We start from the raw sequence: 20,225 nt of genomic DNA, 5'->3' as shown, positions 1-20,225 counted from the left end.
TTGAAACTGTCCGCCAGCGACCTGGTCGCCGTCCGGACCTGTATTTTGCAACGCACAAAGCCGGGATCGGTTCCAGCCAATCTGGCTCGGATCATGTTCTGACGATGAGCGGCACCAGCCCTTCATGCCGGTCGGCGAGGAAGGCGACGACCCGGTCGCCGACACGCTGGAACGTGAGATCGACCACTCTTTCGCCGACGCCCAAATGTCGCAGCGTGAGTGTGTCGATGCCGATCGGCAGTCTCGGACGGGTGACGCGGATTTCGCCATCCCAGCCATCGATCTCCAGGCCAAGGCAGGCCTGCATCAGCATGAAGGCGGAACCCGCCGACCACGCTTGCGGCAGGCAGGCGACGGGATAGGCGATCGGTGCTTCGCCCGGTGCCCGCGTAAAACCGCAGAACAGTTCCGGCAACCGCATGTTGAAATGGACCGCGGATTCGAACGTGCCGCTCATCAGCCGGACCACGCTGTCGCGCTCGCCATAGCGCGCCAGTCCGGCGCCGCACATGGCGGTGTCATGCGGCCAGATCGAGCCATTGTGGTACGACATCGGGTTGAAGAACACGGCATCGTCGGCAAGCGTCCTCAGCCCCCAGCCGGAATGGAAGGAGGCCGAAACAAGCTGATCGGCGACCATCTGCGCCCGCGCCGGCTCGGGAAGCCCGACAAGGAGAAGATGGCCCGCATTCGAGGTCCGCACCTTGCAGGGCTCGCCGGCACCGTCGATCGCCAGGGCATAGAAGCCGAGATCGTCGAGCCAGAAATCGCGTTCCACCGCCACCCGCATGGCCTCGGCGCGGCTGTCCCAGTGATCGGCTCTCTCGTCCTCGCCACGGCGACGGGCGAGCGCCGCCAGCCCCCGGAAGGCGGCAAAGACATAGCCTTGCACCTCGACCAGCGCGATCGGACCCCTGGGGATGCGGCCATCGGCATGAAAGACGGAATCGAAGCTGTCCTTCCAGCCCTGGTTGGCGAGGCCGGACTCGGCTGCCCGCTGGTAGGTCACGAATCCGGTCTCGCGGCCCGCCTCCTCCGTCCATTCGGCCGCGGCGCACAGCGACGGCCACAGGCTGTCGATGAACGCCATGTCACCGGTGCGGTCGGCATAGGCACAGGCGAGATGGATGTAGAGCGGCGTCGTATCGACGCCGCCATAGTAGCGGCCGAACGGAAGCTCCCGCAGCGCCGCCATCTCGCCCTTGCGGGTCTCATGCATGATCTTGCCCGGCTGCGAATCGCTGAACGGCGACGTCTCCGTCGCCTGATGCTGGGCAAGGAAGGCCAGCACGCCCCGCGCCAGGCCTGGGTTGAGCCAGAGCATCTGCAGCGCCGAGATGACGCCGTCACGGCCGAACGCCGTCGAGAACCAGGGGATGCCGGCGTAGGGATAGGGTCCGGTCGGAAGCTCGGTGGTCAGCAGCGCGACATCGGCGCGGGCGCGCTCGACCCAGTCGTTGAAGACGCGACCGGAACTGTGCACCGTCGCGCCATGGCGGCGCTTGGCCCGCATGCCAAAGCGGGCCCGGGCGGCGGCGGCGCGGAAACGGTCGCGATCGGGCGCATCCTCCACCTCGGAACCGACCTCGACATAGAGCACCTTGCTGCTGCGCTTGGTTACGGCGAGCAGGAAATCGGCGCGGTCGGCTGTCAGTTGATCCGGAGCCTGCGAGAACGAGATCGCCGACGCGCGGGCCAGCCCGTCCAACCCGTCGTAACGCAGCAGGACGGATGCCGCACCCATCTCGGCCATATGGGCCATGCCGCGCCGCAGTCGCGTCGAGCCGCGCACTTCGAACATGTCGCGGAAATCGGCGGCAAAGTGCAGGGAAACGCCGATTGTCGAGGTTTCCCGACTGTAGTTGGAAAGCGTGATGCGTTCGAACAGCCTGTCCTGCCAAAGCAGCCGGACGCGTTCGACATGAATCGCGCCCTGCGGAATGTCGCGACCGCTGGCGCTGAGCATCGGCAGATTGGTCAGGTTGGTGGTGAACAGCACATTGTCCTGGCTGAGCGAGGCGCCGAGCAACGATGTCTGCCTGCCGCCGACGGTCAGCCGGAATTCGGAGAGCACGCGTGTGTCGTCGCGGAAGAAACCGTCACCGGCGCCGCGTATGTCGCCATAGGCATCGGCAACCACAAAGCAGTCGCCCTGCTTAAGCGCAAACAGCCGGTGTGGCTCACGAGGCGCGGTCGCGTCGAGCGAGGCAAGTGCGACGGCGGGATCGAGCTGGCGCTCGTCGAGTTGGGCCATTCGTCAAAAATCCCTGTCGTTTCGTTCCCGTCGTTCGAGCGCGTCGCCGCTCACGACGCCTTCGCTTCGCTTGCGACACCGATCAGGCGCGCATAGGCAGCCAAATAGTCGCCGGCCATTCTTCTGGCGGAAAACCGTTTTTCGAAAACGGCTCTCACCTTTCGCCTGTCGAGCCGCAGCAAGTCCGGCACCGCGGCGACCGCGCCATCCATCGAATCCGCGATAAAGCCGGTCACGCCCTGATCGATGATCTCGGGCAGTGCGCCGCAATTCCAGGCGATCACCGGCGTGCCGCAGGCCATTGCCTCGATGGCGACAAGGCCGAAGGGCTCCGGCCAGTCGATCGGGAACAAGAGGCCGGCCGCGTTGCCGAGAAATTCCGCCTTCTGGTGCTCCTCGATCTCGCCGACATAGTCGATGCGATCGCCGTCGATCAAAGGCTCGACCACCTCGTGGAAATAGGCGCTATCGTCGTCGCCGATCTTTGCCGCAAGCTTCAGCCTGAGCCCCGAGCGCAAGGCGATCTCGATGGCGCGATCGGGGCGCTTGTCGCGTGAGAACCGGCCGAGGAAGGCAAGATAGGGTTCCTGCGCCTTCGTCTCGAAAGTCGGTTCATAGATACCGGTCGGCAGTCCGTGGTGGATTGTTGCCAACCAGTTGGCCCTGGCAAGGCCTGCCTTCTGGCTGTGCGAAATGGAAATCATCGGAAAGCGCGGGAAACGCTCATAGGCCGGCGCCAGGTCGACATAGTCCAGCCTGCCATGCGGCGTCGTCACCGTCCGCTCCGCCATGTCCTCGAAGAAGGAAAAGTGCAGGAAGTGGCTGAGGTGGAAGTGGATGACGTCAAACTCGCGCGCCCGTTTCCGCACCTCGGCAAGCATCGAAAGATGCGCCGCGATCTCGGATTTGAGCGGACGCGGATCGAGGCGAAGCGCGCATTCCCGGCCGGCGACCAGCTTTGCGGAAGTCTGGCTGTCGCCACTGGCAAACAGCGTCACTTCATGGCCCAGATCGACCAGCGCTTCAGTCAGATACGAGACGATGCGTTCAGTGCCGCCATAAAGTTTGGGCGGCACCGATTCATAAAGCGGCGCGACATGGGCAATTTTCATATTTCATCCCGGGATGCTCGGCATACAGGGGCGAAATGCGTCAACGGCTCGATTGGTTCCGATTTAATGATCGATGCCGTCGGGGCTGCAGTGCCGCAGTCGCTATGAGAACGCGCATCCAGCGCCGCCTCCTGGACGCGCTCCAAAGCACTCTTGGGCAATCAGGCAGCCTTGGCCGCCGGCATCGGATGAAGGGCGTGGAACGGGATGCAAAGCCGGTTCCACGTGTTGATCATGCCGAGCGCGACGGACAGCTTGACCAGTTCCTCTTCCGAGAAATGCTCGAGCGTCTTTGCATAGAGTTCGTCCGACACGCCGTTGTTGGCGATCAAAGTGACCGCCTCGGTCCAAGCGAAGGCGGCACGTTCGCGCCCGGAAAACAGCGGCGATTCCTTCCAGGCCGACACCAGATAGAGCCGTTGCTCGGTCTCGCCGTCGCGCCTGGCCTCGCGGCTGTGCATCTCGACGCAGAACGAGCAGCCATTGATCTGCGACGCCCTGAGCTTGATCAGGTGCAGCAGGCTTTCCTCGAGCCCGCATTCGTCCACCGCCTTGTTGAGCGCCGACACCGCCTTCATGATCTCCGGCGCCTTGGCGAAGAACTGGAGCCTCTGTTTCATCGTCTTGTCCTTTACGCTTGCTTGGTTGAACTGGATTTCTGCGGCCGCTGATGGCGCGCCACGAAAGCGCAGCCGGCGGCGACCGAACGCGGATCGGCATCCGTCATGAATTCGGACACGATGTCGGACAGCTTCGCCTCGGCGAGTGCGGCGCGGTAGGCCTTCTCGGCCTTCAGCATCGCGGCGTTGATGCCGCAGGGCTTCACGTAAGCCGAGACATCGAGCCTGGCCGGACCGTTGCGACGGATTTCGCCGCAGCGAAAGGCCGGTTCGCGCCCTTCGACAGCGAGCACGATATCGAGCAGCGTTATGTGCTCGGCCGGTCGCGCCAGCCGGTACCCGCCCGCCGGTCCCGGCACCGATTCCAGGATGCGAGCCACGCTCAGCATGTTGAGATGCTTCAGGAGATAGCTCGGCGACAGGCCAAAGGCCTCCGCCATGGCGGCGCCGGGAATGGTCGCGTCGCCATCCACGCCGGCCAGCATGGCGGCGCAGTGGATGGCTGCTTCAACGCCCTCGCCCAGCTTCATGGTGTCGATCTCTATTCATAGATAATTTTTATCGTGGATATTTTTTATCTGCAATAGGAAAATGAAAAAACGGCGCCCGAAGGCGCCGCTTTTTTCGACGAATGGCTGCTCCTACTCCGCCGCCACCTTGGCCATCGGGTTGTTCGGGTGCGTCGTCCAGTTGGCGTAGATCGGCGACACCGGCTTTCCGGTGCGCTGGTCCATAACGCCTGCCGCCAGCGGTTCCATGGTGATGCAGTTCTCGACCGGGCAGACATTGACGCACAGATTGCAGCCGACGCATTCGGCCTCGATCACCTCGAAATGCCTCTTGCCGTCGACCATGCTGGTGATCGCCTGATGCGAGGTGTCCTCGCAGGCGATGTGGCAGCGGCCGCATTTGATGCAGGCGTCCTGGTCGATACGTGCCTTGGCGACATAGTTGAGGTTGAGATACTGCCAGTCGGTGACGTTGGGCGTAGCGCGGCCGACAATGTCGTCGAGCGAGGCATGGCCCTTCTCGTCCATCCAGTTTTCGAGACCGGCGATCATCTCCTGCACGATCTTGAAGCCATAGGTCATCGCCGCAGTGCACACCTGCACATTGCCAGCGCCAAGCGCCATGAACTCGGCCGCATCGCGCCAGGTGGTGATGCCGCCAATGCCGGAGATCGGCAGGCCGTGGGTTTCGGGATCACGCGCGATCTCGGCCACCATGTTCATGGCGATCGGCTTCACCGCCGGGCCGCAATAGCCGCCATGCGAGCCCTTGCCGTCGATGGTCGGCTGCGGTGCAAAACTGTCGAGGTCGACGCCGGTGATCGAGTTGATGGTGTTGATCAGCGACACCGCGTCGGTGCCGCCGGCAAAGGCGGCGCGCGCGGGCTTGCGCACATCGGTGATGTTGGGCGTCAGCTTGGTGATGACCGGCATGCGGGTGTTCTGCTTGCACCAGCGCACCACCATTTCGATGTATTCCGGCACCTGGCCGACGGCGGCGCCCATGCCGCGCTCCGACATGCCATGCGGGCAGCCGAAATTGAGCTCGATGCCGTCGGCCTCTGTCTCCTCGACCACCGGCAAGATCGCCTTCCAGCTCTCCTCGACGCACGGCACCATCAGCGAGACGACGATGGCGCGGTCGGGCCAGTCCTTCTTGACCTGCTTGATCTCGCGCAGATTGACCTGCAGGTCGCGGTCGGTGATCAGCTCGATGTTGTTGAGGCCGAGCAATCGCCGGTCGGCGCCCCAGATCGCACCGTAGCGCGGGCCGTTGACGTTGACCACCGGCGGACCTTCCTCGCCCAGCGTCTTCCACACCACACCGCCCCAACCGGCCTTGAAGGCGCGGATGACGTTGTAGGCCTTGTCGGTCGGCGGCGCCGAGGCCAGCCAGAACGGATTGGGCGATTTGATGCCGACGAAATTGTTGCGGATGTCTGCCATGACAGGTCCCTTTCAACCGAGACGAAGGAGCAGTTCGACGGGTGCAAGAATGCCGCCTTCAAGCGCGGCGGTGATATTGGCAATCTTGGTGCGGGCGTCCTCGCCCATGATGAGGCCGACGCCGGGCGGCGCCTTGTTGCCTTCCGCTTGCGCGGCTGCCAGGCGCGCACGCATCGTGGCAAAGAATTCAATGGCAAAGGCGCCGCGCGGCCGCTCGGCGGTCACAGAAAACCCCGCGGCGACGGCGGCCGAGCGATAGTCGTCCGGCGTGGCGACGAAGGACATGGTTTCATCAGACGCCCATGGCAGCGGATAGGTCAGCGCGCCGTCCTTCAGCCGCATCACATCGTAGACGGCCAAGACGCTGCCCGGTAGCAGCACGCGGGCAGCCTCGCTCATCAGTCTCGGCTTGTCGGGAAGGTTCATGCCGACATGCAGGATGACAGCCGCATCGAAGCTGGCGTCCGCGAATGGCATGTCCAGCGCGCTGCCTTGCACGAACCGCGTCTTGCCGGCCATCCCGGTTCGCTTCGACAGGCTGGTCGCGATATCGACATAGCTTTGCGTGAGATCAATGCCGGTAACATCGGCGCCGGCGCTGTTCGCGACAAAGCGGGCCGGACCGCCGACGCCAGATCCGATGTCGAGGAGTTTGGTCGCCGGCTTCAGCCCCATCTGCTCGATGAGTGCCTTCGTGGCGGCCACACCGCCAATGTGGAATTCGTCGACCGCTTCGAGATCGCTCGCACTCAGATTGGCAACGTCCACGCCCCAATCGGCGAGCGCGTCAATAATCCGCTCTTCCAGACCCGATATGTCGTAGTGACGGGCGATGCCCGGTTCCACCGTGGCCATGATCCTATCCCTGAGCGAGGCTCCTGTGGATGCTCTCCGCCGCATCGCGGCCTTGCGCGACGGCCGAGACGGTCAGGTCGTCGCCGCCGAATATGCAGTCGCCGCCGGCCCAGACCTTGGCAAGCGACGTGCGCCCTTCCGCATCGACCTTGATGCGACCGGCTTCGAGCTCGATCGCAGCACCGCTGCCGTTGAGCGCGGCCGGGACAAAACTCTGGCCGATCGCCTTGAACACCTGGTCAGCGATGAGCGTCAGCGTCTCGCCGGTGCCGGCAAGCCTGTCGCCATTCATGGCGGTGTATTCGAGTTCGATGGCAGACACCTTGCCGCCTTCGGCAATCACCCGCTTCGGCTGCAGCCAGTGGCGGATGGTGACGCCATTGGCGGCAGCCAGATCCTGTTCGAACCCGGAAGCGTTCATCTGCTCATGGCCGCGCCGGTAGCAGATCGTCACTTCCTCGGCGCCGAGCAGCTTCGACTGCACCGCCGCGTCGATCGCCGTCATGCCGCCGCCGATGACGACGACGCGCCGACCAACCGGCAGGCTGGAAAGATCGCTGGCCTGGCGCAGCTCGGCAATGAACTCGACCGCATTGGTGACGCCGTCGGCATCCTCGCCATCGGCGCGCAGCGCATTGACGCCGCCAAGCCCCATGCCGAGAAACACCGCATCGTAATTGCGCATCAGGTCGGACAGCTGATAGTCGCGGCCAAGCGCCTTGCCGTTCTGGATGTCGATGCCACCGATGGCGGTGACGTAGTCGACTTCGGCCTGGGCGAAATTGTCGACGCTCTTGTAGGCGGCGATGCCGTATTCGTTGAGCCCACCGGCCTTCGACCGCGCCTCCAGGATGGTCACGTCATGGCCATGGCGGGCGAGCCGGTGCGCAGCGGCGAGGCCGGCCGGCCCTGCCCCGACCACGGCGACCGTCTTGCCGGTGGCAGTGGCGCGTTGATAAAACTGCTTGTCCTCGCTCATCGCGACATCGGTGGCGTAGCGCTGCAAGCGGCCGATCTGCACCGGCTTGCCTTCCGCCACCTCGCGCACACAGACCTCCTCGCACAGCGTCTCGGTCGGGCAGACGCGGGCGCACATGCCGCCCAGAATGTTCTGGTCGAAAATCGTCTTGGCCGAACCGATCGGATTGCCGGTCGAGATCTGGCGGATGAACAGCGGAATGTCGATCGAGGTCGGGCATGCATTCATGCACGGCGCGTCGTAGCAGAAATAGCAGCGGTCGGATTCGACCAGCGCTTCATGATGATCGAGCGGCGGGTGCAGGTCGGAAAAATTGTCCGCATACTGGTCGGCCGCAAGCCGGCCTCCGGCAATACCCTCTTTGAACTGGCCTGCTGGCATCGTCAGTTCCCCATGTTTTCGTTTTGGGGAAGGCTAGCACGTTTTATTTTTTTATCAATTGGTCAATTTTCGACGCAAGGCCCTGAAAAGCCTGAGTAAAACATGATTTTTATACTCATGTTATGGCGTTTGCAGTGCGAGCGAATGGCTGGGCTCGACAGCACGGCCATGGACAGCCCGGATCTCGTCTGCAACCAGCTCCTGCAACCGCCATCGTGGATGCCGAACGCTTCGAGATGACTGACAGTGTTGTAGAGATATTCGGCGCCGGACCCGATATGCCCGCAGGCTCTGGCCAGCACGCTCGCCACCCTGTCCAGAGGCTGGTTCAGCGACGTTCCCCTGCCCCTCACGCCGACCCAGAAGCCAAGCGCGCGCAGCGACCCTTGTGCCGTATGCACCGGCAGCCATCTGACCGTGTCGATACTTTCATGGTCGCTGATCTCGCGCCGCAGCAGCCTTTCGATCTGGGCCGGTTTTTCGCCTTCAGGCAATCGATAGATCACGCCGTTGCATCGTCCACCCCGTTCGAGCGCCATCATCAGCCCCGGCTGCTCGGCGCTGCCGCGCCAACGCACCATGTCGAGGCAGAAGGAGCGGTGCCAGCCGAAGGCCGTAGCGAGCTGTTGCTCGACCGACTCGAACTCCGGCTTCCAGATCAGCGACCCGTAGGCGTACACCCATAGCGGCCCGTCGTCGGCTTCGTCAGACAGCCGCAAGGCAAGGGTCCGGAAATCCTCGTCGTTCAACTCCGTCCAGCTCGGGTCCGGGCCGGGATCGGCCCCCTCCCGATGGCACAGTGCGACAAGCTCAGGCGTGAGCGACATCCGGCGCATGAAACGATACCCCCTCGTCACCGCAGAGAAATCGAAAAACGATGGGCGCGCAACCCGGGAACGCTTGTCATGGATCGACATTATTGTCTGGGCGGTTGTCGGATTTTCGTCGTGAAGATCGTCCTAGGATGGATCGACCGACGATCGATGCATAACCGGTGAGGAGACCGACCATGCCAAAATCCCCGATGCCCTTCTTCTGGTACGAATTGATGACCACAGACCTCGACGCCGCCGAGGCGTTCTACACCAAGGTGGTCGGCTGGACGGCGCAGCCTTTCGACAAGGCCCCCGGCATGCCGCGCTATATCGTCATGAATGTCGGCGAGCGTGGCGTCGGCGGGCTGATGACGATACCCGAGGACGCGGCCAAGATGGGTATGCCGCCCGCCTGGCTCGGCTACATCCATACAAAAGATGTCGATGCCTCAACGGCATCGCTGGAGAAAGTCGGCGGTGCTGTTCACCGCCAGCCCGACGACATTCCGGGCGTCGGCCGCTTTGCCGTCGTCGCCGATCCACAGGGCGCCACCTTCATGTTCCTGCAGCCGAACGGCCCGGACCAGCCCATCGTACCGGCCAGCACGTCAGGCCATATCGGCTGGCATGAGCTTTACACATCGGATTGGAAGGCTGCGTAATGGCGCCGGTGCGCTGACGGCAATAAAAACCGGTGGCACGAAGCGACGGCCTTTCATCGACCCCCGATGAAAGGCCGCATTCCTCTGCCTGGCCGTCTTATTCCGGCGTCAACACCGCGACCTTCAGCTCAGCCTTTTTCGCGCCACTGAACTGGACGGTGGCCGGGCCGGCCGCGAGCTTGAAGCGCACGCTCTTGCGGATGCCAGGGCAGGTCTTCACGCCGCTATAGCCCACCGACTTGATGGCGTGGCCGTCCTGAATGACATCGATCCATGCCTCGCCTGACAGACTTATCTGAATGGCCCCCTCGGTCGGCACCTCCACGCTGGCGACGGCACCGAACGTGCCTGATGCGGGGGCATGTTCGGGCGGCAGCGTAAAACCGGCTTTCTCCGCCGGCACCAGCGCCAGATCCGCAGCAGCACCCACCGCGAGCGTCGCTCCAGACGGCGTTGCGGGCGCTGCGGCAAACAGCGCCTGTTCCCGCGTCACCGGCCATTTGAAGGCCTCGCAGCCGGCATCCTCGGCCATGGCGAAGCTGGTCCCTGCAAGGATTGCGAATAGGCTGATGAAGACTTTTTTCATAACAAAGGAACCCACATGTTTAGAATGCCCACACTAATACAACCATAGAGATACGAATGCAACCCTGACGAGAACAATATGAAAGGTCAAACTGGGGAACATTTCCAATCACCGATTGTTGATGGCATGCCATGGGAAGTGAATGGTCCATTGCTGGTCGATAATTTATGGCCGGTCCGGAAGCTAAAATGGAGCCATTTATGAAGCTTTTCGAGAGCCTTGCCAGATGCCAGCCGCAGGCGCTCGGCGTGCTGCGCATCATGACCGCGCTGCAGTTCATCGAGCACGGCAGCCAGAAATTGTTCAATTTTCCCATCAGCGACCAACCCCATGCGCTCACCGGGCTGACACTCACTGCTGCAATTCTCGAATTCGCCGGCGGCATCCTGCTGGCGCTGGGCCTGTTCACTCGCCCGGTCGCGTTCCTTCTGGCCGGCGAGATGGCGATCGCCTATTTCATGGCGCACATGCCGCGCAACTTCTTCCCGGTCAACAATGGCGGCGATTTGGCGATCTCGTTCTGCTTCATCTTCCTCTATCTGGTGTTTGCCGGCGCCGGTGCTTTTGCGCTGGACAACCGGCGCAGCGCCTGACGCCCTGAGAGGGATGCGTGCTCAGGCGCGCATCCGCTCGAAATTGGCATCGAACAGCGGCGCCGCCTGCATGCGCGCCGCATGACGCTTGCCCAAGAGCTCGATCTCGAAGCCGTCGCTCTCGTCGGCGATCTCCTTCGGCACATAGCCGACGGCGACGGATTTCTTCGAATGATGCGCGTAGCCGCCCGAAGTCACCCAGCCGCGCACGGCGCCGTCGAACCAGATCGGCTCGTCGCCGATGACATCGGCGTCGTCGGCATCGAGGATGAAGGCACGCAGGCGCAGCTTGCCGCCCTGCTTGCGCTCGGCGAGTGCCGCGGCCTTGCCGATGAAATCCGCATCCTTGCTGTAAGCAACGAAGCGGTCGAGCCCGGCTTCCAGCGGCCCGTAGATCGGCCGGTATTCGCGCGCCCATGAGCCGTAATTCTTTTCCAGCCGCAGCGCGTTGAGCGCGCGCGAACCGAACAGGCCGATGCCGAATTCCTCGCCGGTCGCCATCAGGGCCTGGAATGCGGCGCGCTGATACTCCGGCGCCACCCACATCTCGTAGCCGAGATCGCCGGTGTAGCTGACACGGCCGACCAGGCACGGCGCCATGCCGATATCCATCCTGCCTATGGCCATGAACGGAACCGCGGCATTCGACACGTCTGCGCGCGTGGCTTTTGCCAGCATATCACGCGCCTTCGGCCCGGCGATCGACAGGCCGGTCAGCTTGGCGCCCAGCGCCTCGATACGGACCGAACCGTCGCCAGGCAGGTGCTTCTCGAACCAGCGCATATGGTACTGCTCGGCGATGCCGGAGCCGGCGAGGAACCAGCCCTCACTGCCGAGATTGGCGAGCGTGAAGTCGCCGATCAGCTTGCCGTCTTCCTTCAGCATCGGCGCCAGCGTCATGCGGCCGGGCTTCGGCAGCTTGCAGGCAAGCATCCGGTCGAGCCAGGCAGCCGCCCCCTCGCCCGTCACCTTGTATTTGGCGAAGCTCGAAATCTCGGACAGGCCGACACCGTCGCGAACGGTCGCGACCTCCCTGGCGACCTGGGTGAAATCGCTCGAGCGGCGCCACGAGAATTCGTCCTTGACGCCTACGGGCGCATACCACAGCGGCACCTCCAACCCATAGGCGACGCCCCATTGCGCGCCCTTGGCCGATAGCAGATCATAGACCGGCGTCGTCTTCAGCGGCCGCCCGGCGGGCAACTCCTCATTGGGAAAGCGGATCGAAAAGCGCCTGGAATAATTCTCGCGCACCTTGGCGTTGGTGTAGGCCATCGTCGCCCAGTCGCCATAGCGCGCGACATCCATCGCCCAGATGTCGGCGCCGGGATCGCCCTCGATCATCCAGTTGGACAGCGCTAAGCCGACGCCGCCGCCTTGGCTGAAGCCGGCCATGACGCCGCAGGCGACCCAGAAGCCCGGCAGGCCGCGCACCGGCCCGACCAGCGGGTTGCCGTCCGGCGCGAAGGTGAAGGGTCCGTTGATGATCTGCTTGATGCCGGTGTTCTGGAAGGCTGGGAAATGCCGGAACCCGACCTCCAGCGACGGCGCGATGCGATCGATGTCCGGTGCCAGCAATTCATGGCCGAAATTCCATGGCGTCTGGAACTCGGACCACGGCTTGTTGGCCTTCTCATAGGTGCCCATCAGCATGCCGCCACGCTCCTGGCGCAGATAGAGCTCACCATCGAAGTCGACCGCGTGGATGATCTCCGTGCCGGTCTTCTGGTTCCAGGCGGCGACCTCCGGCATGTCCTCGGTGATCAGGTACATGTGCTCCATCGCCAGCACCGGCAGTTCGAGGCCGACCATGCGGCCGACCTCGCGCGCCCACAGGCCGCCGGCGTTGACGACATGCTCAGCTACCACCTCGCCCTTGTTGGTGATGACGCGCCACATCCCGTCGGCACGGCGTACGATGTCTTCGACCTTGGTGAAGCGCTCGACCTCGGCGCCGAGTTTGCGTGCGGCCTTGGCATAGGCATGGGTCACCCCGGACGGATCGAGATGGCCGTCCTCCTTGTTTCTGACAGCGCCGACGAACTGCTTGGGATCGAGCAGCGGCATCAGTTCGGCCGCCTCGCTGGGCGAGATCTCCTCAAGCTCGATGCCGAGATAGCGGCCCTTGGCGACGACCCCGCGCAGCCAGTCGAGGCGCGCCTCGGTCGCCGCGAGAAGCACGCCACCGGTCAGATGCACGCCGGTCGCCTGGCCGGAAAGCTCCTCGATCTCCTTGTAGAGGTTGATCGTGTATTTCTGCAGCTTGGCGACATTGGGATCGCCATTGATCGTGTGCATGCCGCCGGCCGCGTGCCAGGTCGAGCCCGACGTCAACTCGTCGCGCTCCAGAAGCACGACGTCGGTCCAACCGTGGCGGGCCAGATGGAACAGCACGGAGCACCCGACGACGCCACCGCCAATGACCACGACCTTTGCATGCGATTTCATGGATTTTTCTCTGATATCAGTGAGCTGGATGGGTGAGATGAACCGAAATGGGAGGCATCACGGCTCGCCCTGCCCGATCGCTTCCTTGCGCTTGGCCATGTAGGCCTCCAGCGCCTCGCGCACGGCGACATCCATTACCGGCTCGACGTAATCCTCAAGCGCCTTCTTCCACAGCCGCGTCGCGCGCGCAGTGGCGTCAAGCCCACCGGCCTCTTGCCAGGCTTCGTAATTCTGCCAGTTGGACAGCATTGGCTGGTAGAACGCGGTGGCGTAGCGCTCGAGCGTGTGCGGCTCGCCGAAGAAATGGCCACCGGTCGGCACCGCGCCCAGCGCCTCGACGGCAAGCTCGGCCTCGTTGACCTCGATCGGGCGCAGGAACTCCATCATGTGCTGGATCATCTCGACATCGATGATGAGTTTTTCGAACGATGCCGTCAGCCCGCCCTCCTGCCAGCCGGCGGCGTGGTAGACGAGATTGCCATGGCCGAGCACGGCGCCCCACAGCGCCATCAGCGTCTCATAGGCGCCTTGCGCATCGGCGGCGTTGGAGGCCGAGCCTGGCGTCGTGCGGTAGGGCAGATTATAGCGCCGCGCCAGTTGCCCCGACGCGATGTTGGCCTTGGTATTCTCCGGCGTGCCGAAGGCCGGCGCCCCCGATTTCATGTCGACATTGGAGGTGAAGGCGCCATACATGACCGGCGCGCCGGGACGGACAAGCTGCGTCAGCACCACGCCGAACAGCGCCTCGGCATTCTGCTGCGCCAACGCGCCGGCCAGTGTCACCGGGCTCATCGCGCCCATCAGCGTGAACGGCGTCACCGCCACCGACTGGCCGAACTCGGCCATGGTCATCAGTCCCTCGGCCATCATCTCGTCGAAGCGGCGCGGCGAGTTGACCGAGATGATGGTGGTGATCCCGGGATCGTCGGGCATCTGGTCCAGCGTCAGCCCGCGCGCGATCGCCATCATCTCGATGCCATCCAGCGCCCTGCCCCGGCCGATCGCCGAGACATGGAAACTCTTGTCGGTCAGCGTCAAATTGGTGAAGTAGGTGTCGAGATGGCGGGAATTCGCCGGCAGCTCCACCGGCGCGCAGACCTGGTTGCCGAGCATGTGGATGCAGTTGAAATGCTGCGCCAGCCGGGTGAGATCCCCGTAGTCGCGCAGATTGCCGGCACGGCGGCCGCGCTCCATGTCATGCACATTGGGCGGCCCGGCGACGAGGGTGAAATTGATGGTGTTGCCGCCGAGATGGACGGCGTTGGCCGGGTTGCGCGGCGTCAGCGTATAATTGGACTGGGTGGTCTTCAGCGCCTCGGTGACCAGGCCGCGATCGATGCGGACATTCGCTAAGGCATGATCGACCGTGGCGCCGGCCTTCTCGAACAGCGACAGCGCCCGCGGGCTCATCACCTCGATGCCGAAATTCTCCAAGATGTGCATCGACGCCTGATGGATCTTCTCGATCTGGTCGGGCGAGAGCATTGCCATCGGCGGATAGGGATTGGTCACGCGCCTGAGCGGCAATTGCGGGATGGCCGACGGCCCCCTGTTGCTGGTGCGCTCGGCGCCGCGCTTGCGTCTTGGTTCGTTCATGCCTGATATCAAAGCCCCGGCAAACCTGGCAAGCTGTCAGAAATACGCCGTTTGCGGGCGTGATTTTAGCCACGGCGGCATTTCTATAATATCTGTTTAGAAAAAGCGACGAAATGCGTCGAATTATTGGTACGGGATTCCTCAAGCGAATGCGCCGATGAAGCGTTAACGGACGCAGCAAGATTCCTTTTATGTTTTCGGTCTATTGCTCCTCTAATGCGTAGTTCGAGTTTTAGTAAAATTGGTGCGGTTTGCGTGCTGCTGGCGCTTTCGGCCTGCGCGACTGCGCCCAGTCACATCAACAATGTCTGCGCCGTCTTCGACCAGAACGACGGCTGGTTCGACAACTGGCAGTCGGCCGCCGAGCGCACGCAGCAGAAATACGGCGTGCCGGTTCCCGTGCTGATGGCGACGGTGCGCAAGGAATCCGGCTTCAAGAGCAACGCCCGGCCGCCACGCACCAAGCTGCTCGGCTTCATTCCGTGGAAACACGTCTCGTCGGCCACCGGCTTTTCGCAAGCCTTGGACGGCACATGGTCGCAATATCAGAGGGAGACCGGCAACTGGGCGGCGCGGCGGACGAAATTCGCCGATGCCGTCGATTTCGTCGGCTGGTATCACTCCAAGACGGCAGACACATATGGCGTCGCCCGCAACGACACCTACAATCTCTATCTCGCCTACTATCTCGGCTGGACGGCCTATGGCCGCGGCAACCGCGGCGATGCCGGCGTGCAGGGCTATGCGCGGGCCACCGAAAAGATGGCGCGGGATTATGCGCAGCAGCTGAGCCAATGCGGCAGCTGATCACGCCGCTGCGCTGACTCCGGCTGCGCCCGTCAGTTCGGCTTTTTGCCGCGTGGAGGCTTGGGCGTGGACGCCTCCGAAACAGGCGGCGCGTCTTCCGGCACGCCCTCATGCGCGGCATGCTCCTTGTCGAACTTGATCACCGGCTCCATCTTGGCCAGCACGTCGTCGGCCAGCCAGCACAGGCTCATATGGCCGTCGCCGAGATGCTTGACCGGCGGCACCTTGGTCTCGCACAGATTGTCCGGCACCAGCTTCTTGTAGCCGCAGCGGGTCTGGAACGGGCAGCCGGATGGCGGGTTCATCGCCGAAGGAATGTCGCCCTCCAGCACGATGTGCCGCTTGACCACGCTGGTGTCGGCGATCGGGATCGCCGACAGCAGCGCCTCGGTATAGGGGTGATAGGGTGGGGCGAAGATCTGGTCGGTCGTGCCCTGCTCGACGATATAGCCAAGATACATGACGACGACGCGATCGGCGATGTAGCGCACGACGGACAGATCGTGGCTGATGAACAGCATCGTCGTCTTGTTCTTGCGCTGGATATCCATCAAGAGTTCGGTCACCGCCGCCTGCACCGACACGTCGAGCGCCGAGACCGGCTCGTCGGCCACCACCACCTTGGCGTCGCCGGCAAAGGCGCGCGCCACGCCGATGCGCTGCTTCTGGCCGCCGGACAACTGGCGCGGTTTGCGGGTCTCGAACGCCCGCGGCAGCTTCACTAGGTCGAGCAGTTCCAGCATGCGCTTGCGGCGGTCGGCGACCGTCTTGCCGACATTGAATTTCTCCAGCGTGCGGATGATCTGCGAACCGACCGAATGGCTGGGATTGAGCGTGTCGAACGGGTTCTGGAACACCATCTGGATCGACGACACGGTTTCGACGCTGCGGCTCTCGATGCCGGTCGACTGGATTTCCTTGTTGCCCAGCGTCACAGTGCCGGCACTTGCCGTCTCCAGCCCGAGCAGCACCTTGGCCAGCGTCGACTTTCCACAGCCGGATTCGCCGACGATGGCGACCGTCTCGGATTCGCGCGCCATGAACGAGATCGTCTCGTTGGCCTTGACGACGCGGCCTTCGCTCGAGCCGAACACCTCGCTGCCGCCGACCTTGTAGTATTTTCTCAGATCCTCGATCTTGAGCACCGGCGCGCCGGGCACGACGCGCTCATTGACCTTCTTGGCGCCAGGCGGCAGCGCCTCCCAGTCGATCTCGTTGAAGCGCACGCAGCGCGAGAAATGGCCTTCGTGGCCCGCGACCTCGATCATCGGGATTTCGGCGGCGTTGCAGACGCCCTCGACGAAATGGTGGCAGCGCGGGCCGAAATTGCAGCCCTTCGGCCGCTCATGCGGCAGCGGCAATTGCCCTGGGATGGAGATCAGTGGCCGCGAGTTCTTGTCGGCGCCGGGCAGCGGGATCGAGCGGAACAGCCCTTGCGTGTAGGGATGGCGCATCCGGTCGAACACGTCCTTGATCTTGCCGGTCTCCACCGCCTCGCCCGAATACATCACCGTGATGCGGTCGCAGGTCTCCAGGATCAGGCCGAGATTGTGCGACACGAAGATCATCGATGTGCCGAACTTCTCGCCGAGCCCCTTGACCAGGTCGACGATGCCCGCCTCCACCGTCACGTCGAGCGCCGTCGTCGGCTCGTCGAGCAAAAGCAGCGCCGGCTTCGACAGCAGCGCCATGGCAATGACGATGCGCTGCTGCTGGCCGCCGGAGAGCTGATGCGGATAGGATCGCATTATGCGCTCGGGATCGGGCAGCTTGACCGAGCGCACCATTTCGAGCGCGCGTTTATAGGCCTCTTCCTTCGACACCTTGTCGTGGATCAGCGGCACTTCCATCAACTGCTGGCCGACCTTCATCGCCGGATTGAGGCTCGCCATCGGCTCCTGGTAGATCATGGCGATCTTGTTACCGCGGATGGCGCGCAGCTCCTCGTCGGAGAGCTCGCCCATGTCCTTGCCCTGGAATTTGATCCTGCCGCCGACGATCTTTCCGATGTTGGAGAGGTCGCGCATGATGCCGAGCGACACGGTCGACTTGCCGCAGCCGGATTCGCCGACGATGCCCATCGCCTCGCCCGGCATGACCGTGCAGGAAAAATCCATGACGGCCGGGATCTCGCCCTTGCGGGTAAAGAAGGAGATCGACAGGTTCTCGATCTCGATGATCGGCTCTGCGGGATTTCGAACTGCCTCATTCATGGGTCGCTCCAATCCTTGGTTTTTCAGGCACGTGCTATTTCGCGTAGGGTCGAACCCCAGATCAGTCTTTCATCGATTGTTCGCGCAGCGAGTCGGCCAGCAGGTTCAAGCCCAGCACGAACGACATCAGTGCGATAGTCGGCGGCAGCGCCGGGTGGATGAAGGAGCGCAGCAGCCGGCTGGCATCCTTGATCGCAGTGCCCCAGTCCGGGCTTTCCGGCGCCAGGCCGAGGCCGAAATAGCCGAGCGTGCCGAGCAGGATGGTGGTGTAGCCGATGCGCAGGCAGGCATCGACGATCAGCGGCCCGCGCGCATTGGGCAGGATCTCCCACAGCATGATGTACCAGGGCGATTCACCGCGCGTCTGCGCCGCCGCCACATAGTCACGCGTCTTGATGTCCATCACCAGGCCGCGCACGATGCGGAACACACCGGGGCTGGAGGCGAACACCACCGCCACGAAGATGTTGAGCTGGTTGGGGTCGATGTGCACGATCTTCAGCGGGTCTTTGTCGAATACGAGGCCAAGGTAAATCCAACCGCCGACGATCAAGGTGATGCCGAGCAGGATGTAGAGCCGGTCGGGTCGGTTCTTGTAGCGCGTCCAGAACAGCACGCTGAAGAAGATGATCGGGAACAGGAAGAACACGCCGGCCATGCCATAGGGGATCGGCGTGTCCATGATGCCCGGCGTCACCAGCAGGTAGAACAACAGGATCACCGGGAACGCCAGCACCAGATTGGCCAGGAACGACAGCACCGTGTCGATCTTGCCGCCGTAGTAGCCCGCGGGCAGGCCGAGCGTGATACCGACCATCAGCGCGAAACCCGTCGCGGCAGGCGCAATGATCAGCACGATCTGGCTGCCATAGACCATGCGCGAAAACACGTCGCGCGCCAGCTTGTCGCCGCCGAAGAGATAGGTCAGCCCCGATTGCGGCTCGATAGCGCCCGGCAGCACGTCCTTCATGATGGGGACCTGGGCCAACGGATCAAAAGGCGAGATGCTCGCGGCGAAGATCGCCGTGAACAGCCAGAACAGGCAGATGCCGACACCGACGATACCGACACCGCTGTCGAACAGCTGGCCGTAGAGCGCCAGCTTCTTCTTGTAGGCGAAGCTCGCTCCCATGACGATGAGGAGCGCGATCCAGACCGGCCAGAAGCGCGACAGCACTTCGAGAACGACGGTGAAGGCACTGATGTATTGGACCGGCATCCGCTTCGCCCCCTACTGAACTCTGATACGCGGATTGAGAAACGCGTAGCCGACATCGGAAATGAGCTGCGTGATCAAGACGATGAACACCGAAACCAGCGAGCAGCCGAGCAAAAGGTCGATGTCGTTGTTGCCGGCCGCCTCGACCAGCGTGTAGCCGAAGCCCTGGTAGCGGAACATCACCTCGACGATGACGACGCCGGTGAGCAGCCAGGGAAACTGCAGCATGATGACGGTGAACGGCGCGATCAGCGCATTGCGCAGCGCGTGCTTCACCACCACGCTACCGAAGGAGAGACCCTTCAATCGGGCGGTCCGGATATATTGCTGCGTCATCACCTCGACCATCGAAGCGCGCGTCATGCGGGCGATGTAGCCGATGCCGTAGATCGCCAGCGTCATCACCGGCAGCGTGAAATTGTAGAAGGTGATGCCCTGGCTGGCCGAAGCCGCCGAGCCGTTCAGCCAGCCAAGCCAGGAGGCGAAGATGACGGTGAAGATGACGCCCGACACATATTCGGGTGTCGCCGTCGAGGCGATCGAGGCCACCGAAAGCACGCGGTCGGTTCGCGACCCTTCGCGCATGCCGGCCAGAATGCCGATCAGCAGCGAGATCGGCACCATCACCGCCAGCACCCAGAACATCAGGATGCCGGTGGCGCTAAGCGCAGGAAACAGCTTTGACGCCACTGCCGTCTTGAACTTGGTCGAGCAGCCGAAATCGCCTTGCAGGACGCCGGAGAATGTCGGCACGACCGGATCGTTGCAGAAGGAGAAGCGCTGTACGGGCTTCCCCGTCGCCGGGTCGGTCACCGGCTGCTTGGGCATCACGCCGAGCCACTGGCCGTAGCGGACGAAGAAATTCTGGCGGTAGCCGTGTTCCGCCAGCCAACTTTCGAGCTGCTCGGCGGATGTATGCATTTCGGTCTGGCTGATCGCCAGCTTCTTCAAATTTGGATCGAGGTTGATCAGGAAGAAGACGATGATCGTCAGGCACAGCATCGTCAATGCCATGGTGCCCAAGCGCCTGATAACGAACGAAAGCATGGCGGTCCCCTGCCGATGGGTTGGGGTTTGAGCCGGCTATGAAAGCCAACCCTGCCGTGACCGGCGGGGCTGGCTGTCAAACA

The 20,225-nt window shown here is 63.2% G+C and carries 15 protein-coding genes and 2 pseudogenes; 3 read left to right on the top strand and 14 right to left on the bottom strand.

Annotated elements, in window-relative coordinates:
- Window positions 1-91: 91 nt before the first annotated feature.
- From B5V02_RS08160 to B5V02_RS08125, 8 genes and pseudogenes are all read right to left on the bottom strand, one after another.
- Window positions 92-2,254 carry an amylo-alpha-1,6-glucosidase gene (locus tag B5V02_RS08160; protein ID WP_111543600.1) on the bottom strand — a complete coding sequence of 721 codons (2,163 nt, stop codon included), beginning with the start codon at window positions 2,252-2,254 and terminating at the stop codon, window positions 92-94.
- Window positions 2,255-2,304: 50 nt separating this feature from the next.
- On the bottom strand, window positions 2,305-3,366 hold the full coding sequence (locus tag B5V02_RS08155) for a glycosyltransferase family 4 protein (RefSeq protein ID WP_111543599.1): 1,062 nt from the start codon (window positions 3,364-3,366) through the stop codon (window positions 2,305-2,307).
- Between the two features lie 161 nt (window positions 3,367-3,527).
- Complete coding sequence (locus B5V02_RS08150; RefSeq protein WP_111543598.1) at window positions 3,528-3,986, bottom strand: carboxymuconolactone decarboxylase family protein; 459 nt, start codon at window positions 3,984-3,986, stop codon at window positions 3,528-3,530.
- Window positions 3,987-3,997: 11 nt separating this feature from the next.
- The gene (locus B5V02_RS08145; RefSeq protein WP_111543597.1) at window positions 3,998-4,516 is read right to left on the bottom strand and encodes an RrF2 family transcriptional regulator; all 519 of its coding nucleotides are present in this window, start codon (window positions 4,514-4,516) and stop codon (window positions 3,998-4,000) included.
- 111 nt (window positions 4,517-4,627) lie between these two features.
- Entirely contained in the window at window positions 4,628-5,941 is a 1,314-nt protein-coding gene (preA, locus tag B5V02_RS08140) for an NAD-dependent dihydropyrimidine dehydrogenase subunit PreA (protein WP_111543596.1), read from the bottom strand.
- Window positions 5,942-5,953: 12 nt separating this feature from the next.
- Entirely contained in the window at window positions 5,954-6,796 is an 843-nt protein-coding gene (locus tag B5V02_RS08135) for a class I SAM-dependent methyltransferase (protein ID WP_111543595.1), read from the bottom strand.
- 4 nt (window positions 6,797-6,800) lie between these two features.
- Window positions 6,801-8,156, bottom strand: coding sequence for an NAD(P)-dependent oxidoreductase (locus B5V02_RS08130; RefSeq protein ID WP_111543594.1), 1,356 nt, complete (start codon window positions 8,154-8,156; stop codon window positions 6,801-6,803).
- A 120-nt stretch (window positions 8,157-8,276) separates the two neighbouring features.
- A pseudogene (locus B5V02_RS08125) lies at window positions 8,277-8,992 on the bottom strand (gamma-glutamylcyclotransferase).
- A gap of 173 nt (window positions 8,993-9,165) precedes the next feature.
- Between B5V02_RS08125 and B5V02_RS08120 the strand changes: the two are divergent.
- Window positions 9,166-9,630, top strand: a pseudogene (locus B5V02_RS08120) (VOC family protein); the annotation flags it as partial.
- A 100-nt stretch (window positions 9,631-9,730) separates the two neighbouring features.
- Here the strand turns inward: B5V02_RS08120 and B5V02_RS08115 are convergent.
- Window positions 9,731-10,219 (bottom strand): hypothetical protein, encoded by a 489-nt coding sequence (locus tag B5V02_RS08115; protein ID WP_111543593.1) that lies wholly within the window; start codon window positions 10,217-10,219, stop codon window positions 9,731-9,733.
- Between the two features lie 200 nt (window positions 10,220-10,419).
- Here B5V02_RS08115 and B5V02_RS08110 point away from each other — a divergent pair, with 200 nt between their 5' ends.
- A complete protein-coding gene (locus B5V02_RS08110; RefSeq protein WP_111543592.1) occupies window positions 10,420-10,812 on the top strand; it encodes a DoxX family protein in 393 nt (130 codons plus the stop codon).
- A 21-nt stretch (window positions 10,813-10,833) separates the two neighbouring features.
- On the opposite strand, the gene B5V02_RS08105 is transcribed toward B5V02_RS08110, so the two are convergent.
- Together B5V02_RS08105 and B5V02_RS08100 are read right to left on the bottom strand one after the other, a co-directional pair.
- Window positions 10,834-13,260: a GcvT family protein gene (locus B5V02_RS08105; protein ID WP_111543591.1), complete on the bottom strand. Its 2,427-nt coding sequence runs from the start codon at window positions 13,258-13,260 to the stop codon at window positions 10,834-10,836.
- A gap of 57 nt (window positions 13,261-13,317) precedes the next feature.
- Window positions 13,318-14,856 carry a trimethylamine methyltransferase family protein gene (locus B5V02_RS08100; protein ID WP_146606028.1) on the bottom strand — a complete coding sequence of 513 codons (1,539 nt, stop codon included), beginning with the start codon at window positions 14,854-14,856 and terminating at the stop codon, window positions 13,318-13,320.
- Window positions 14,857-15,072: 216 nt separating this feature from the next.
- On the opposite strand from B5V02_RS08100, the gene B5V02_RS08095 reads away from it, so the two are divergent.
- The gene (locus tag B5V02_RS08095) at window positions 15,073-15,663 is read left to right on the top strand and encodes a transglycosylase SLT domain-containing protein (RefSeq protein ID WP_111543590.1); all 591 of its coding nucleotides are present in this window, start codon (window positions 15,073-15,075) and stop codon (window positions 15,661-15,663) included.
- A 32-nt stretch (window positions 15,664-15,695) separates the two neighbouring features.
- Here the strand turns inward: B5V02_RS08095 and B5V02_RS08090 are convergent, their stop codons facing one another.
- The 3 genes from B5V02_RS08090 to B5V02_RS08080 form a co-directional block, all read right to left on the bottom strand.
- Window positions 15,696-17,876: a dipeptide ABC transporter ATP-binding protein gene (locus tag B5V02_RS08090; RefSeq protein ID WP_111543589.1), complete on the bottom strand. Its 2,181-nt coding sequence runs from the start codon at window positions 17,874-17,876 to the stop codon at window positions 15,696-15,698.
- 61 nt (window positions 17,877-17,937) lie between these two features.
- Complete coding sequence (locus B5V02_RS08085) at window positions 17,938-19,095, bottom strand: ABC transporter permease (protein WP_111543588.1); 1,158 nt, start codon at window positions 19,093-19,095, stop codon at window positions 17,938-17,940.
- A gap of 12 nt (window positions 19,096-19,107) precedes the next feature.
- The gene (locus tag B5V02_RS08080; protein WP_111543587.1) at window positions 19,108-20,142 is read right to left on the bottom strand and encodes an ABC transporter permease; all 1,035 of its coding nucleotides are present in this window, start codon (window positions 20,140-20,142) and stop codon (window positions 19,108-19,110) included.
- Between the last annotated feature and the right edge of the window lie 83 nt (window positions 20,143-20,225).

The sequence above is a fragment of the Mesorhizobium kowhaii genome (assembly GCF_003253745.1).
GTDB classification, from domain to species: Bacteria; Pseudomonadota; Alphaproteobacteria; order Rhizobiales; family Rhizobiaceae; genus Mesorhizobium; species Mesorhizobium kowhaii.
This window is presented reverse-complemented; position numbering and strand designations above follow the sequence as displayed.